Raw genomic sequence first — 15568 nt, 5'->3', positions numbered from 1 at the left:
ACTATCTTCTTAATAAATTCAAGCTCTAGTATGCGGTACGTAATATCTTGTTGAACCTTTCGAATCTAGTGCTTAAAATACACATAAATACCTCAATTTCATTCAAAATCGGAGCTATATTATCAATCATAAAGCGCTGAATTTTTAAATCTTTTTGATATTGAGGCGTTTTTTCATATTCTTCAATTTTTGCTTTCATTTCGTTTTTTTCTACCTTACTAACTTCTACTTTTCGTTCTAATATTTTATATGTTATGTCTTTTGATTTTTCATTTAATTCAATCAAATCTTTTTCACTATACTTCCCATACAATTCATTAATAAGCTCTTTTATATTTTCTCCATATTGAACCTCTTCCTGAGAATCCAATAAATTTATAAGGTCCAACCAAGCCTTCTGTTTTTCTTTAGTATCAAGCGGTTCATTTAAAAATTGTCCATAGTGAATAGCAAACATCTTACCCATATTACCTGGTAGTATCCTATTAAGTTCTTTTTGCATATATCCAGCAATATTTTTAGATTCTTCATCTAAAAATTGAATTGAGAACCTTAGATTATTAATATTTGAATCTATTCCTTGCTCAATTAAATTCTCTAGTACTCCTTTACTTTTGTTCAGCAGCTTAATTTTGTCTTTAATAACGTCTAATTGTTTATTTATAACTTGTGTAATGTCATGTTCCTCTAACAAAATAAGTTTAATATCCTTAATAGAAAAATCTAGTTTTCTTAGAGCATGAGTGGTAATTAACCTATTTACATCATCCAAAGTGTAACTTCTGTAGTTACTACCTTCATCTTTTTCTGGTTTAATCAAATTTACCTCTTCATAATAATAAATTGCTTTTTTTGTTAGTCCTGTTTCTTTCATCACTTCATTAAGTTTCATTATCATCGCCTCCTAAAATTGAGTTTAAGCTATCCTCTAAGGTAACTGTCAATAGCCAATTAACAGAAAAACGAATATTTAAAAATTCTATTGACACCACTCTATCCATCTTCATTGCTAAACAAGGGAAATAGTCACATATCAATTAACGTCCTAACCGTGCTTTGTCCAAGGCATTTAAATCAAACTTTTTCATTTTTAGAAAAGCCTCTGTTACTCTTTTAATTTCATCTTTTGTGCCATTTAATAAGACTTCGTCCATATTTGATGGCACAATCTGCCACGATACACCAAATTGATCCTTTACCCATCCACATTGCTCTGCCCCAGGAACAGCGGAAAGTTTATCCCAATAGTAATCAATTTCCTTTTGGTCCTCGCAATTTACAATGAGTGAAAATGCCTCATTGAAATTGAAATCTACATCAAATGCATTATCCATGGCTGAAAAATCAATACCACAAAGCTTAAAAGCAGCGTAATTCACCTGAGCTTTTGATGACTTTGCTTCATCCTTTCCATATCTGCTAATTATGCCTATTTCTGAGTTTTCAAAAACTTCCGCATAGTACTTTACTGCTTCTTCGGTTTTTCCACATGCAGAATTTGAGAATAGAAAATTTGGTGTAATCTTTTGAGCCACTTGCCCACTATCAACAAGCATCAATTGCCAGGACAGCCCATAGCGATCTTGAATCCAGCCATACCACTTGCTAAATGGATATTCACCGAGTGGCATCAATTCCGTCCCACCTTCTGATAATGCTTTCCATTTAGTATTCACTTCCTCAAAAGAGTTACAAGCTACCATAAGGGAAATCGATGGGTTAAATTTAAAATAAGGACCTGCACTTATTGCAGTGAATTGTTGCCCAGATAATTCAAAACTTATAATTTCCGTATTTCCTGAAGGGGTATCTCCGATAACTGCCTCGTTTAAAATCTTAGAGTTCTCAAATAAACTGATATAAAACGTAGCCGCTTCTTTAGCTTCTTTGTCATACCATAAATGTGGAACTATTTTTTGCATATTTATCTCCTTTCTAAATCATAATTTCACAAGCTTCTCGTAGGCTTTAATAGAAACCTTATAAAAACATTATACCAATTAATTTCATCCAATAAACATAAATCAAAATAATCAAAATGTTTTTTACACTTTTATATTATATATTTTGTTATAAACTATTTATATTAAAGTATATTTTGTAATAGCAAAAGATGTATACTGGTATAAATGATTGGGTAAATTAGTAATTACAAAGGAGTTGGTATTTAATATGGAAGATTTTAAAAAAAGTTTCTGGTCAATATCATCAGAAGATATTTTAAAAAGTTATAAAGCTTCAAAAGATGGTTTAACAAGTAATCAGGCAAAGGAAAAGCTATCCACCTATGGTCCCAATTCAATCAAGCCCCCCAAAAATAATAGCACACTTAATCTTCTATTATCTCAATTTAAAAGTCCAATAATAATAATTTTGTTTTTTGCTATTGGTCTCTCCTTTTTTCTTCACGATACAGTGGATGCTATTATAATTTTAGCAATTGTTCTTATTAGTGGGCTTTTAGGATTTTGGCAAGAGCATGGTGCCAATGATGCAGTTGCTAAGCTACTAGAAGTAGTTAAAATAAAAACAAATGCTCTAAGGGATGGTAAACCCATAAATATTAGCGTAGAAGATATTGTTCCTGGTGATGTAGTCATCTTAAAAGCTGGTGCAGTTATACCAGCAGATAGTCTAATACTTGAATCAGATTCATTAAATATAGATGAGGCTACTTTAACCGGTGAAACATATCCCGTGGAAAAGCAAGTAGGTGTTTTGCCGCTTGAAACTCCTTTAAAAGAGAGGAAAAATTCACTATGGATGGGGACACATGTTATAAGCGGAACAGGCAAAGCGCTTATAATCAGTACTGGAAAGGATACCGAGTTTGGAAAGATTTCCGAAAGACTTAAATTAAGGCCCATGGAAACAGAGTTTGAAAGAGGTGTAAGGCAGTTTGGCTACTTCCTAATGGAAATAACCTTAATATTAGTTTTGGCAATATTTTCAATTAATGTACTTTTAAAGCGCCCAGCTCTTGATTCATTTCTTTTTTCACTGGCACTTGCTGTTGGTTTAACCCCTCAGCTACTACCTGCAATTATTAGTATTAATCTTGCCAGTGGTGCAAAGATGATGGCCAAGGTAAAAGTCATAGTAAAACGTCTTGCTTCTATTGAAAATTTTGGAAGTATGGATGTACTTTGTTCTGATAAGACAGGTACTTTAACTGACGGTACTGTTAAACTCCAATCAACTATAGATGTAAATGGGAAACAGAGTGATAAAGTATTTCTATATGCTTATCTTAATGCATCCTTTGAATCAGGCTTTATTAACCCAATTGATGAAGCAATAAGGACCTATAAATCTATTGATGTAAAAGATTATGTGAAACTAGGTGAGCATCCATATGATTTTATAAGGAAAAGGCTAAGTATAATTTTAACTGAGCCTGTTAAAAATCCTGGAGAAAAGCAAACACATATTATGATTACAAAGGGTGCACTTACAAATATTTTAGAATTATGCACCAAGGCTGAAATAGCAGATGGAAAAGTAGTAGACATAAAAGAGGTCTCTGAATCTATAGAAAAACAATACGAGGAATATAGCGGAAAGGGCTACAGAACTCTTGGAGTGGCTTATAAGAATATTGAATCTAAACCAACAACAGAAAATGAACTTGAAACTGACATGATATTTTTAGGATTTATTACACTATTTGATCCACTAAAAGAAAATATTGTTAGCACCGTTGAAGAGCTTAGAACATTAGGTATTTCTTTAAAAATAATTACAGGTGATAATAAACTCATTGCAGGTAATATAGTTTCACAGATGGGTTTAAAAGATGTAAAAATACTAACTGGTCCAGAAATCTATAAGATAAGCGATGGTGCTCTTTTAAAAAAGGTTGGCGAAGTATCAGTTTTTGCTGAAGTTGAACCAAACCAAAAGGAACGTATAATAATTGCACTTAAGAAAGCTGGCTATGTTGTTGGATACATGGGTGATGGAATAAATGATGCTTCGGCGCTTCATGCTGCTGATGTCAGTATTTCTGTTGATAGTGCAGTTGATGTTGCAAAAGAGGCGGCAGATATCGTACTGCTAGAAAAAAATCTAGATGTACTTATAAATGGAGTTAAAGCTGGGCGAATAACCTTTGCTAACACACTTAAATATGTATTCATGGCAACCAGTGCAAACTTTGGGAATATGTTTAGTATGGCTGGAGCATCACTATTCTTACCATTTTTACCACTACTTCCAAAGCAAATACTACTAACAAATTTATTAACGGATTTCCCTGAGATGACTATAGCTACTGATTCTGTGGATGCTGAAATGATTATGAAGCCGAGAAAATGGAATATCAGCTTCATTCGTAAATTCATGTTAACCTTTGGTTTAATTAGTTCAATTTTTGATTATATTACTTTTGCAGTATTAATATTTATTGTTCATGCAACAGATGTTCAATTTAGAACAGGTTGGTTTATTGAGTCAGTTATTTCTGCTTCCTTAATCGTTTTAGTTATAAGAAGTAGACAGCCCTTCTTCAAAAGTGTTCCTGGAAAATATCTTTCAATTGCCACAATATCCGTTGCATTTGTAGCATTAATTATACCATTTACTCCTATAGCAGGGTTACTTGGATTGGCCCCTATTTCCATTTGGGTATTGCTAATAATTGCAATCATTATAGCCTCTTATATTTTTACAGCTGAGGTTGCAAAAAAATGGTTTTACAAAATTGTGAAAAACTAAATTATACAAGTTACTTTAAATGATAAATATATATAAAGAGTCCCGATATAATAACCAACGGGTTCGTTTTTGAGGTGCTTATATAGTAATTAATACATCAAATAGCATGTATTTTAACAATAGAAAAAGCAGAAGGTTTAACACAACCTTCTGCTTATCTTTTATAACTTCAAACTTTTAAGTTAAATCCCAAATATAGAGTTTCACTTAATCGGCATTTAAAGAACATTGTGACATAATAAAATTCTGGTTACTTCATGGATAATGCTTTGTCTATTGAAGCTTGAATTATTTGATGACAACACTTTCCTAATGGATTTTTCTTTTGACATTGTGAGTTACTCATTGCTCCAGTAATTTTTAAAACCTCTTTCATATTAGTAGCACCATGTTTTAATACCGCATTTATAACTTGTTCCTCTGTTACTTCACTACAATAGCAGGCAAATTTAGGATTTGCTTCTTTTTTAAACCATATTGGTACTTTTACCTGTTGCCTATTAAATTTGACACTCGATTTTGGATTGTAGTATGTAATATCGCAATCCTCACTCATACATAAAAAACAATCGTCATCACCAACCAGTTCCAATAGCTCGTTAATCACCATATGCTTTACTGTAATATTTTTTACAAGGGTCCCCTGCTTTTCACATATAGGACACAAATTGTCTTTTTCTACCTCGCAAGAAGATTTTGTTGTATTCTCACAACAGCATTTATTCAAAGTTTCTTTTCCCATAGTTTATATTCCTCCCCTAATTTATTTTCTTCATCTTTTATAACCTCGCATATTTTTATAACGAGAATAAGGATTGCTCTCCCTATTCTGGACATTTTCTAAGGAATTCTAACTAATTGATAGATTCCTATTAATAGTGCTGTCCATTTACTTAAAACCCTAAAATTTGAATTATAGCCTGGAATAACAACACCATAGTTAATGCTATTAAAATAACAATAGTAATCCAACCAACCCAGTTTTTAAATTTACTATTTATATATTCACCCATAAGGTCCTTTTTATTTACCATTAGCATCATACAAATTAAAACCACTGGTAGAAGCATGCCATTAATTACTTGAGATCCAAGAGAAATTTGAAGTAATGGTGCTCCTGGAATAAGAATAATTGCGGCACCAATAATTATTATTGCTGTAAATAGTCCGTAAAATTCAGGAGCTTCCTTCATTGTTTTACTAATACCAGCTTCAAAACCAAAGGCTTCGCAGATGTAAAATGCAGTTGCCAGTGGAAGAATTGTTGCTGAGAATACAGAAGCAACTAAGAGACCGAAGGCAAAGATACTTGATGCTAAATCTCCAGCCAAGGGCTTTAATGCCATTGCTGCATCCTTAGCTTCATATATAGTAATACCATCTTTATGTAAAGTTGCAGCACAAGCTACAATAATAAAGAAAGCTACTACCACCGTTACGGTACATCCAAGGATAACATCCATAAGTTCATATTTATACTCAGAGATTTTAATACCTTTTTCTATTACAGAAGACTGCATATAAAATTGCATCCAAGGAGCAATAGTAGTACCAATTAAACCAATTACAGTACCAATCCAAGCAGCATCTATACCTTCTCCATTAGCACCTTTAAAGGAAGGTATAGGATTAATTAAGGAATTTCCAATTTGGTGCCAATCTGGGTGTGCAAGAAGCGCTGAAAAAACATAAGAAAGTAAAAATAGACTAAACACTAAAAATATTTTTTCAACGGATTTATAGGTTCCTTTTACAACCAGTAGCCATACTAAAATTGCTGCAATTGGAACTGTTATATATTTTGAAAGATTAAATACCTGCAAACTGCCTGCAATACCAGCAAATTCTGTGGCAGTATTACCTATATCTGCAACCAATAGACCTAGAAATATAAAGAAGGTAATCTTTACACCAAAGTTTTCCCGAATTAGATCAGCCAAACCCTTTTGAGTTACGATACCCATTCTTGCATTCATTTCCTGTACTACAAGCAAGGCGATGAAGCATGGAATCAATGTCCAAAGTAGAAGATATCCATAGTGAGCCCCGGCCACAGAGTAGGCTGAAATACCACCGGCATCATTATCTACGCTTCCAGTTATTAAGCCGGGACCCAGCACAGATAGAAATACCATGAAGCCTACAAGCCAAGGTTTTTTATTTGAATTTGTTTTTTCACTCATGGTTTACCACCTTAACTAACCTTTCTTTTATTTTTAAGCAATTCATAAATAATATCATTTATTATAACATTGCCCATTAACTTCATTTTATGATCCGTAACAGGAATAGCTAGAAGATTGTATTTTGAAACATTTTTTATCAAATCCTTAATATTATCTGTATCAAACATTGATTTGAATTTTTTGTTCATAATATCACCTATTTTACTGGTTGGATCAGAAATGATTAGGTCTCGAAGGGAAAGAGTTCCTATTAATTTATCATTTTCATCAACTACGTAAAGGCTGAACAATTCATCTTCCTCAGGTTTTAATATCCTTAGCCTTTCAATTGCTTCATTTATACTTTCGTTGTTTTTAAAAGATACAAAATCCGTGCTCATAAGACTTCCAACTTCTTTAGAATTATATCCTAACAATTCTCTAATTTCGTCAGAAGCCTCTTTTTCCATGTTATTTAATAGCTCTTCTACTTTTTCTGCATTCATACCATCAAGAATATCTGCAGCTTCATCCGCAGGCATTTCTTCTAAAACATCTGCAGCCTTATCTGAAGACAAACTTTCAATAAAACTAACTTGTGCATCTTCTTCCATTTCTTCTAAAACATCCGCAGCTTTTGCGTTATCAAGTGAGGAAAAAATGGTAAGTCCTGTTTTAGCATCAAAATCTTCAATAATATCAGCGAGATCAGATGGGTGAAGAATGGAGAGTGAATCATAGGTTTTTGAAAGAACAATATTTTCATTAGAAGTTATAATAGCCTCTACATCATTCCATAGCATTAGCTTAGTAGAAACCTTAAGACCTAGCACCTTAAGTGGTTTAGCAATTCCAATTCTTCTTAGAAGTCCACCCATGCCGATGTCTACAGCAACTACATAAGCTCCTTTTTCTAAATATGATAGCGAAACATCATTTACGCGAACTACTTTTCTCCCATTAACATCTATAATCTGTTGATCCAAAATATGCTTTTTTAAAAACAATGTATTGGTTGAGGTACTTTCCTCTATTTTGTTACATACTAAAACATATTGTCCCTTTTGTTTTGTGATGGAAAAATTTTTAAAGTCATAATCTTTAATTCCACTATTAGTTTTAACTTTTGCAGTAGTGACATGAGGGCTTTTTAATTCATTTATGACACCAAGATCACTTAGCCTTCCAATAACTTTCATATCTTGTGTATACACTTTATTTCCTAAAATTCTGCTTAAATAAAAATTATTTTTCATATTACATTCCTCCTTTTAGGAAGGGATGCAGTACCACCTATAAATTAGTCTAATGGTGTGACTCCCTTCCAATATATTAAATTGTTTTTCTGCTCGGGACCACTGTCCATTAAATAATCACACTCCTTAAAATTAAAATAAAAAAATCTCCCCACAACGAAGTGAAGAGATTAAAATGCGTAAAAAATTAAGCGTAAAAAAATTAGCCCATCTCCACTCGTTGAGTTTTAGCACTGTACAGCTTAGAGTTTTAATACTCAGCTACATTAAGTAAAACCTTAATCCGGTAATACCTGCTGACCCGTTGGCGTCTCTCGACATTTCTGGGCAGTAGCGTGTGTCTTATACAGTAACCTCACCTAACAAGAATATTAAATTATAATTCTCAATTAATATTATTCTTATAATTCTATAGTATGCATCAAGTCCAATATTGTCAATACTTTTTTTATTTTGATTATATTATCAATTGGTAAAATATATCATGTATTTTATAGTCAATTTCATAATAATTCTATTACCTCTAATACTTTACAAATATACCTAATATTTTCAATTTAAAGGTTCCTTCATATTTAAAGGTTATATGAACGTCTTCTAATTTTCTGATAAAATCTCCTACAAGCTTATTTACATTATTCACAATTAACTTAAAATTCCTTTATTCGTTATAAATTACCTTATAAATAAATTTAACTCCATATTGTTCTAAACTCGTATTTTAAATCATATTATTTATAAACAAGGACAAGCCACTTTAAATTAATGTATTTTAAAATTATATTGTTTTCCACTTTATAGGAGGTGCATTAAGAATCATAGATAAATTGGCCCTGCAGCTTACCTCCTTCATTTGTACTCAAGCCTACAACAATGATAAAGATAGAGCAAGGATACAGTATGGCTTAAGCATACTTTTAAGTGAAGGATTCAAAATTGTTTTTCTAGTATTATTCTTTAATATAATACATGCTCAGAAGTATTTCTATTTTTCCATACTGATACTATTATCAACAAGGGTATTTTCTGGAGGCGTACACGTTAAAGGAGCCTTGAATTGTTTAATTCTAACAACTCTGCTCTTTATCTTCACCAGTGTGCTGGCGCCCTTAATGATTAGACTTCCAGCAGTATATTATCTGTTTGTGGGCATAGCTAGTTTTGTGATAGTTTTAACCCGTGCTCCAATATGTAGCGCTCGTAGACCAATAAAAGATAATAAAAAAAAGCTGCAATATAAGTATACGGCAGCTCTGTCTGTAGCTTTATGGACCATTATTTTATTATTTTTGCAAAGCACTCCCTATATAAACTGCGGCTTTAGCACTATATTAATACAAAATATACAGCTTGTGCTGGTTAAAAAGCCGACGTTATAACCCATTTGTAAAATCTATGAAAAAAGGAGGACATTATGAGAAAATTAATTAACAGTTTCAAAGGAAAATCCATGTTATGCGCACTTTGCCTCACTGTAACTTCATTTGTATTTCCATGGTATGGCTCCTTCCTATTTCTTGGAGAGCCAGAAATTCCAGAATGCTTAAAAGAAGAATAGGCACATAGCTATGACAATTTAATGCTGAAAATTGTATAATTGTTTTCAAAGGATAGTTGAATTCTAGCTCCATAGGATTCAACTATTTTTTTTACATTATACAAACCGTATCCGCGATTTTCTCCTTCTTTTGTAGTATAACCTGCATTAAAGATCTTTCCAATTTCATTATAGTCTATTCTTTCACCTGTATTTCCGATTTCTATAATACAGTTATCTTCAAGGTAACCTATATTTAAGAATACTTTTTTCAAATCACTTTGTGAATTTATAACAGCGTCAAAAGCATTATCTACAAGATTATTTAAAACCTCTGAAAGTTCATAATCCTTAAAAGGAAACTTAGAGCCCCCTTGAATAATAAACTTAAACTCAATATTATTTTTTGCAGCCTCATTAATTTTATTGTAGATAATGGCCGTTACCACTGTATTGTCTATTTGAAGTACCTTCTCCATATTTTCTAAGGAAATATTAAGAGACTCTATATATTGTGTTATAGTTTCCTTTAAGTTCTTTTCGTCAGATACTAGAAGAAGACTGTAAACTGTATTCAAATGATTTTTAAAATCATGCTGTCTCCTTCTTACGTCCTCTAATAACTTGGATATTACAGGAGCGTATTTCTGATATTCCTCCAGTGACTTTTTTATTTCATTATTTTTCATTTGATACTCAAGAAAAAACAAATTTGCCAGGATGTATACTATAGGAATGGCAAGATACAGCGCTATCTCATCCATAAACTCATGTCTTTTAAAATTCCATACCCACTTTGCAGTAACTATATATATTAGAAGGTTCACAGAAAAAAAGTATATTTTAGAACTCTTTTGCTTGAAAAAAATTATTAGCTTTCCATCAGATACATATCTATACAAACAAAAACAAAAAACCATGCAGATCAGGTTTGCACTAAGTAAATATAAAAAATCCTCCTTTGCCATAAAAGCTGGAGTAGCCAATCTAAGCATAATTATTATAACCAGCTGCATTATACCAAAAATGGCCAGAACCAAACAGAACTCTAATAATAAATACTTTATATTTTTCTTAAATACCAGCTTAATAGCTAGGAGTAAAAACAGATAATTAACAAAAAACTGCAAGGGCGGATAAATATAATTTGTAATTAGAACTACTAATGAAGTAAAAAGTACAATGACAGCACTTTTATAAAATCTCCTTTCATATTTTTTATTAAACATAGTCCACAATAGCATAAAGCTTCCTACTTCCAGGAATATCAAAATAAATATCTTATAATCATTCATTTGTCTCCCCACCCACAACATTATTAAACCTGTCCATTATAGATTTCTTATAGTTGTTTCCGAGTAATGCAGTTTTGTCAGTATTATAAAAATAAATCTTGTAAGAAGTTTTATCATTAGTTTTTTCAATTTTATTGATATATTTTACATTAACTAAATAGGATCTATGGCTCTGAAGGATATTCTTATGCTCCATAACTGAATTTAGTTTCTTAAGGGATAAATAATCTATGGTGAAGGAACCGTTTATAGTATGAATTATTGAAGTCCTAATGAAAACTTCCACGAATATTATTTCATTAATAAATATTTTTACCTGAATGTTCTTTACGGGAACGATTATGAATTTTTCCCTAATTTCTGTAACAGCAACCTGTGCACTGCTTTCTGATAGCAAAAGTTTTGTTATCATTTGGATGTTTTCCTTATTATAAGGCTTTAATATATAATCATAACAGTGAATTTTCTTAAAGGCTGAAAGCATATACTCCTTGTAAATTGTCACAAATATTATCCAGTTTAATCTATATCTTTCTATTTTTCTTATTTCCAGAGCAAACTTAAGACCTGATTCATCTTTTAAATTAATATCTATATAGAAAAGATCAATCATCTCCTGCTGGGCTATTTTAAGAGCCTCTGCAGTATTGGTGGTTTCATATACTTGATACATGTCCCCTAATTGTTTTATAATATCTGACAGGGTTTTCAACTGAATACAATCGTCTTCTAAAACTAATATATTGTACATATCGTTATGATCCCCCTTTGTATTGATTTATCTTTAATTACATATTCTATATTAGTTTGAAAATACCTCCTAGTAATTTAAATATTTTAGTTAATCATATTAAATAATCCTTAAAAATTAGTGACAAGAATTAGGGGTTTTATGCAATATTCAATATAATCTGAAATATATATGATATACTTAGTACAACCTTATATCTTTTCAAACTCTATTCAAAAAGTGAGCGGATTGCACCTAAAATAAAATTAAAAGGAGTGTGGTCTTGTGAATCTAGATTTTATTATTACTATACTATGTCTTACAATGGTGGGAATTGTTGCTATGCTGCTTGGTTTCTGCTACAAACAAGAGATAATGAAAGCTTTGTTCCAATCAAAAACAACTATAAAAAATAATGAGCTTTCCGCTGAAACCACATTAAGTATTGACAAAAAAGAAAGCAATAAGTAGCTCTAACCAGCTTCCTATTGCATCTAAACACAATTATTTCTAATATCATAAGCAAATTGAACAGTCCCGCAATCCGCTCACTTAATAAGTGTATCAATGATCTATGAATAAAATTAAATATAGAAATATTTAAATGACTTTCATATTATAAAACATAAATTACCCAACCCATCATTTACCCTTCAATAAATAAAGCGAGTTCTTTGTTAAATCTGTCTTTCTCATCATAGAATGATGCGTGCCCGCTGAATTCAAAAGGTACAAGTTTAGAATTTTTAATGCCTTGATTTTGCGCCTGACCTAATTGGAAGAGACAGACTTTGTCATGAATACCGTGAATAATTAATGTTGGAACGCTTATTTTACCAAGATCAGAAAATAAGGCCTCTTCATCTAACCAGGAGGTGGAAGTTGCCGCAGTGGCCCAACCTGCTGCTTGTAGCCCTAATTGAAAGATCCAATCTGAGAACGCCTCAGTTATATGCTGAAAGAAGAACATGTCACCAAACCCTCTAAGCATTTTAGGACGATCATTGTATGTTTCCTTTATAATATCTTTGACAGCTTGCTCTGGCAAGCCATAAGGGAAATATGGTCGCTGGATAAGACTAGGTGCTGCCGCTGCAAAAAGAGCTAGTTTAGATACTCCGTATTCATTGTGCCTTGCCATGTATCTAATAGCAATGGCTCCTCCTGTGGAGTGTCCTGCCAATGTAAAATTCTGTAATTTAAGTGCATCTACAACACCTCGGACATCGTCTGATAATCTATCGTAATCATAGCCTTCAAAGGGCTTATCTGATTCACCGAATCCCCTCTGATCTATACCAATACACCTGTATCCCATCTTGGGAAGTTGATTAAACTGATATTCAAACAATTTATGATTTCCAGGCCAACCATGAAGAAACAATATTGTTTTGTCACCCTTGGGGTTCACATCCTCTACATAAATCTTTACATTTCCATCTACTTTAATATAATATCCCACTCAAATACCTCCATAAATAATAATCTTACATTAATATACTATTCTGTTGGAGATAATTTTGTTAATTATTCCTATTTAACAACAGATTTATCAGCAAAATTTGAAGAAGAAAAAATTCTATCTAAATCATCATAGCTATTATATCCATGTGCCATTATGGTTACTTTGCTGCCCTCTTGTGCAATAACAGTTGGGAAAACTTCTGCTCCCATTACATTCGCCATATCAAAACACTTAAAAGTCTCTTGTCTTATGTCTTCAGAGTAAAATTCCTTTTCGAATTCCTCTCTAGATATACTAAAACTTTCAGCTATTTTACTGTATATTTCTACACTATTCATATCTTTTCCAAAAACGAAAAAGGCTTCTTGAATTCTCTTAAGATAACTGAAAGCAACTTCCTTTTTTAATTTTTGGATTATAACCACTGCTTTTGCGCCAGGAAAACTATCTAGAACTATAGAATTATCTTCTAATACATTTTTATTATAACCTTCTCCAAAACTCTTACCAGTTAATTTCTCCACTTCTACATTGTGATCTTTTATATAATCACGTAAGCCTGTGCTCATTTTTTTAACATTATCACCAGCCCACATTCCTCCTGGCAAAAGGTTGAAATCATAAACATCCTTATACTTTTCTTGTAGCATTGTTATCACATCGCTAGAACCATAACACCATCCACACATAGTATCCATAACGTAATATATTTTAGTTTTCATCTTAAGTACCTCCCTTTTTATAATATCCCTTAAGCAAACAGCTCTGCTTATTTTATATAATCACAAGCACCATTTTCTACAATAAATTTATGCTTCCCCATTAACCCTTGTTTTAACAAAATAAATTAACCTGCTTTCTAATTTTTCTAAATATTTTAGAATATTATTAATAGTAATATGCCTAAAATCTTTCCCTCATCATGAAATTCAGATTAAAAATATTACACAACGTTTTATAAGAAAAAAAAGTCACTAATGAAATAACCATTCATTAGTGACTTTCGTCTTACTATTTTTCTATTATATATAAGTAACCTCTAATGCATTTCTATCAACTAACTGCTTGTAGCTATACTTAGGATATCCAACCATAACAGCAGCTGTTATGGTTTTTCCTTCTGGAATATTAAATAATTTAAGCAGTGGAGAACCCTTAATGGATGCACAATACTCAAAAAATCCAGCCCAACAAGTTCCAAGTCCTATTGATGGAGCAAATAATTCTAGATAAGTCAAACAAGAAATAGAGTTAGCCCTACCGTTTGAAAAGCCTTTGTCCGCAGTAGTTATAATTAAGTTTGGAGCACCACGTAAAATTGAATCAACTCCATCTTCCCTGTAGATACTGATTAATCCCTTTAATGCATCCTTTAGTGGAGATTTTTCTATCATCCTAATAGTAAGTTCAGCAGCTTTTTTAACTAATTCCTTGTCCTCAACTACCACAAATGATATACCTTGACTATTGCTTCCAGTAGGCGCTAGCCTTGCAATATCAACTAATTTTGTTAATTTTTCTCGTGATACAGATTTATCCTTATAATTTCTTATAGAACGACGTGCCCTTAGAAAATGCTCCGCCTGCTCTGCATTTAGTTTAGGAAAATTTTTCGCATCAACTTGCTTCTCTAATGGTGTTTTTTTATTATCTATAGCCTCACTGGGGCATATAGCAACACAATGTCCACAGGCAATACAAGTGGTATTTGCTATTTCTTCTGGTCCCTTTTCTCCCATCTTTAGAACATATGCTGGACATTCCTTAATGCATTGTTCGCATTTAATACATTTTTCTTCATTTACAGTTATAAGATCCATTCCGTTCATCCCCTTATTAAAATTAAGTTTTAGCTGTATAACCTAAAATAGACTATCATAATTATTAGTTATCCAGTTCCTCATATTTCATATGTATATACATACATTATGCTAAAAAATTTACTCTACTAATTTTTCAATATCCTTTAATGTTTTTAATAATTCCTCAATTCTTTCTTTGCCAATACCATCCTCAATCTTACTTTGTGCTTTCTTTAATAAAGGTATAGCCACTTCAAGAGTCTTTAATCCCTTATTAGTTATAGTTATGCACTTTTTCCTAGAGTCCTGTTCTTCTTTCTTAATATCAATATAACCACTCTTTATAAGTAACTTAACATTTCTTGTTACAGTACTTTGATCCATGAGTAATATGTTGCCAAGACTCGAAACAGAAATATTCTCATTCCTAGAAATATCCAGCAATAACAAACATTGAGTACTCTTAAGTCCAGTTGGTTTAAGCATTTTGTCATAAAATTGAGTAATTGCACGGGTGGTTTTTCTTAAGTTACCACAAGCACAACTCTGTGTATTTTTATTAGTAGACGAAATTAAGTAGCACATAAATTCAACTCCAGTAC

The 15568-nt window shown here is 32.0% G+C and carries 16 protein-coding genes and 1 riboswitch; of the genes, 4 read left to right on the top strand and 12 right to left on the bottom strand.

Features of this window, described 5'->3' with window-relative positions:
- Window positions 1-25: 25 nt before the first annotated feature.
- From G9F72_RS10565 to G9F72_RS10560, 3 genes are read right to left on the bottom strand one after another with little or no spacing between them, the layout of a single operon-like run.
- Window positions 26-892, bottom strand: a complete 867-nt coding sequence (locus tag G9F72_RS10565) for a MerR family transcriptional regulator (RefSeq protein ID WP_164956381.1) — start codon at window positions 890-892, stop codon at window positions 26-28.
- Complete coding sequence (locus G9F72_RS27040; RefSeq protein WP_263486870.1) at window positions 882-1007, bottom strand: hypothetical protein; 126 nt, start codon at window positions 1005-1007, stop codon at window positions 882-884. The genes G9F72_RS10565 and G9F72_RS27040 overlap by 11 nt, the downstream gene beginning before the upstream one ends.
- 30 nt (window positions 1008-1037) lie before the next feature.
- The gene (locus G9F72_RS10560; protein ID WP_164956380.1) at window positions 1038-1922 is read right to left on the bottom strand and encodes a VOC family protein; all 885 of its coding nucleotides are present in this window, start codon (window positions 1920-1922) and stop codon (window positions 1038-1040) included.
- 250 nt (window positions 1923-2172) lie between these two features.
- Here G9F72_RS10560 and mgtA point away from each other — a divergent pair, with 250 nt between their 5' ends.
- Window positions 2173-4716 carry a magnesium-translocating P-type ATPase gene (gene mgtA, locus G9F72_RS10555; RefSeq protein WP_164956379.1) on the top strand — a complete coding sequence of 848 codons (2544 nt, stop codon included), beginning with the start codon at window positions 2173-2175 and terminating at the stop codon, window positions 4714-4716.
- Window positions 4717-4966: 250 nt separating this feature from the next.
- On the opposite strand, the gene G9F72_RS10550 is transcribed toward mgtA, so the two are convergent.
- The 3 genes from G9F72_RS10550 to G9F72_RS10540 form a co-directional block, all read right to left on the bottom strand.
- The gene (locus tag G9F72_RS10550; RefSeq protein ID WP_164956378.1) at window positions 4967-5458 is read right to left on the bottom strand and encodes a Csac_0668 family 2Fe-2S cluster-binding (seleno)protein; all 492 of its coding nucleotides are present in this window, start codon (window positions 5456-5458) and stop codon (window positions 4967-4969) included.
- A 151-nt stretch (window positions 5459-5609) separates the two neighbouring features.
- The gene (locus G9F72_RS10545) at window positions 5610-6899 is read right to left on the bottom strand and encodes an NRAMP family divalent metal transporter (protein ID WP_187356038.1); all 1290 of its coding nucleotides are present in this window, start codon (window positions 6897-6899) and stop codon (window positions 5610-5612) included.
- Window positions 6900-6910: 11 nt separating this feature from the next.
- A complete protein-coding gene (locus tag G9F72_RS10540; protein ID WP_164956377.1) occupies window positions 6911-8137 on the bottom strand; it encodes a magnesium transporter MgtE N-terminal domain-containing protein in 1227 nt (408 codons plus the stop codon).
- A 205-nt stretch (window positions 8138-8342) separates the two neighbouring features.
- Window positions 8343-8511: riboswitch (M-box (ykoK) riboswitch) on the bottom strand.
- 453 nt (window positions 8512-8964) lie between these two features.
- On the opposite strand from G9F72_RS10540, the gene G9F72_RS10535 reads away from it, so the two are divergent.
- The gene (locus G9F72_RS10535) at window positions 8965-9516 is read left to right on the top strand and encodes an accessory gene regulator B family protein (RefSeq protein WP_224676068.1); all 552 of its coding nucleotides are present in this window, start codon (window positions 8965-8967) and stop codon (window positions 9514-9516) included.
- Between the two features lie 35 nt (window positions 9517-9551).
- Complete coding sequence (locus G9F72_RS10530) at window positions 9552-9695, top strand: cyclic lactone autoinducer peptide (protein WP_164956376.1); 144 nt, start codon at window positions 9552-9554, stop codon at window positions 9693-9695.
- Between the two features lie 8 nt (window positions 9696-9703).
- Here the strand turns inward: G9F72_RS10530 and G9F72_RS10525 are convergent, their stop codons facing one another.
- Together G9F72_RS10525 and G9F72_RS10520 are read right to left on the bottom strand one after the other, a co-directional pair.
- Complete coding sequence (locus tag G9F72_RS10525) at window positions 9704-10969, bottom strand: ATP-binding protein (RefSeq protein WP_164956375.1); 1266 nt, start codon at window positions 10967-10969, stop codon at window positions 9704-9706.
- A complete protein-coding gene (locus tag G9F72_RS10520) occupies window positions 10962-11720 on the bottom strand; it encodes a LytR/AlgR family response regulator transcription factor (RefSeq protein WP_164956374.1) in 759 nt (252 codons plus the stop codon). Before G9F72_RS10520 ends, G9F72_RS10525 begins: the two co-directional genes overlap by 8 nt.
- A gap of 264 nt (window positions 11721-11984) precedes the next feature.
- Here G9F72_RS10520 and G9F72_RS10515 point away from each other — a divergent pair, with 264 nt between their 5' ends.
- The gene (locus tag G9F72_RS10515; RefSeq protein WP_164956373.1) at window positions 11985-12170 is read left to right on the top strand and encodes a hypothetical protein; all 186 of its coding nucleotides are present in this window, start codon (window positions 11985-11987) and stop codon (window positions 12168-12170) included.
- Between the two features lie 175 nt (window positions 12171-12345).
- Here G9F72_RS10515 and G9F72_RS10510 read toward each other — a convergent pair whose 3' ends face one another.
- The 4 genes from G9F72_RS10510 to G9F72_RS10495 all read right to left on the bottom strand — a co-directional run bounded on the left by G9F72_RS10510 (window position 12346) and on the right by G9F72_RS10495 (window position 15551).
- Entirely contained in the window at window positions 12346-13161 is an 816-nt protein-coding gene (locus tag G9F72_RS10510) for an alpha/beta fold hydrolase (protein ID WP_164956372.1), read from the bottom strand.
- A gap of 71 nt (window positions 13162-13232) precedes the next feature.
- Entirely contained in the window at window positions 13233-13886 is a 654-nt protein-coding gene (locus G9F72_RS10505) for a DsbA family protein (RefSeq protein WP_164956371.1), read from the bottom strand.
- Between the two features lie 300 nt (window positions 13887-14186).
- Window positions 14187-14984 carry a nitroreductase family protein gene (locus tag G9F72_RS10500; RefSeq protein ID WP_164956370.1) on the bottom strand — a complete coding sequence of 266 codons (798 nt, stop codon included), beginning with the start codon at window positions 14982-14984 and terminating at the stop codon, window positions 14187-14189.
- 120 nt (window positions 14985-15104) lie between these two features.
- A complete protein-coding gene (locus G9F72_RS10495) occupies window positions 15105-15551 on the bottom strand; it encodes a MarR family winged helix-turn-helix transcriptional regulator (protein ID WP_164956369.1) in 447 nt (148 codons plus the stop codon).
- Window positions 15552-15568 lie beyond the last annotated feature (17 nt).

This window comes from Clostridium estertheticum (assembly GCF_011065935.2).
Taxonomy (GTDB): Bacteria; Bacillota; Clostridia; order Clostridiales; family Clostridiaceae; genus Clostridium_AD; species Clostridium_AD estertheticum_A.
This window is presented reverse-complemented; position numbering and strand designations above follow the sequence as displayed.

What these genes read in the sequence shown, in the direction of transcription:
- G9F72_RS10530 (WP_164956376.1), top strand. Translation starts at nt 9,552, where the DNA reads ATGAGAAAATTAATTAACAGTTTCAAAGGAAAATCCATGTTATGCGCA.
- G9F72_RS10495 (WP_164956369.1), bottom strand. Translation starts at nt 15,551, where the DNA reads ATGTGCTACTTAATTTCGTCTACTAATAAAAATACACAGAGTTGTGCT.
- G9F72_RS10520 (WP_164956374.1), bottom strand. Translation starts at nt 11,720, where the DNA reads ATGTACAATATATTAGTTTTAGAAGACGATTGTATTCAGTTGAAAACC.
- G9F72_RS10525 (WP_164956375.1), bottom strand. Translation starts at nt 10,969, where the DNA reads ATGAATGATTATAAGATATTTATTTTGATATTCCTGGAAGTAGGAAGC.
- G9F72_RS10550 (WP_164956378.1), bottom strand. Translation starts at nt 5,458, where the DNA reads ATGGGAAAAGAAACTTTGAATAAATGCTGTTGTGAGAATACAACAAAA.
- G9F72_RS10505 (WP_164956371.1), bottom strand. Translation starts at nt 13,886, where the DNA reads ATGAAAACTAAAATATATTACGTTATGGATACTATGTGTGGATGGTGT.
- G9F72_RS10565 (WP_164956381.1), bottom strand. Translation starts at nt 892, where the DNA reads ATGAAACTTAATGAAGTGATGAAAGAAACAGGACTAACAAAAAAAGCA.
- G9F72_RS10545 (WP_187356038.1), bottom strand. Translation starts at nt 6,899, where the DNA reads ATGAGTGAAAAAACAAATTCAAATAAAAAACCTTGGCTTGTAGGCTTC.
- G9F72_RS10500 (WP_164956370.1), bottom strand. Translation starts at nt 14,984, where the DNA reads ATGGATCTTATAACTGTAAATGAAGAAAAATGTATTAAATGCGAACAA.
- G9F72_RS10560 (WP_164956380.1), bottom strand. Translation starts at nt 1,922, where the DNA reads ATGCAAAAAATAGTTCCACATTTATGGTATGACAAAGAAGCTAAAGAA.
- G9F72_RS27040 (WP_263486870.1), bottom strand. Translation starts at nt 1,007, where the DNA reads ATGAAGATGGATAGAGTGGTGTCAATAGAATTTTTAAATATTCGTTTT.
- G9F72_RS10540 (WP_164956377.1), bottom strand. Translation starts at nt 8,137, where the DNA reads ATGAAAAATAATTTTTATTTAAGCAGAATTTTAGGAAATAAAGTGTAT.
- mgtA (WP_164956379.1), top strand. Translation starts at nt 2,173, where the DNA reads ATGGAAGATTTTAAAAAAAGTTTCTGGTCAATATCATCAGAAGATATT.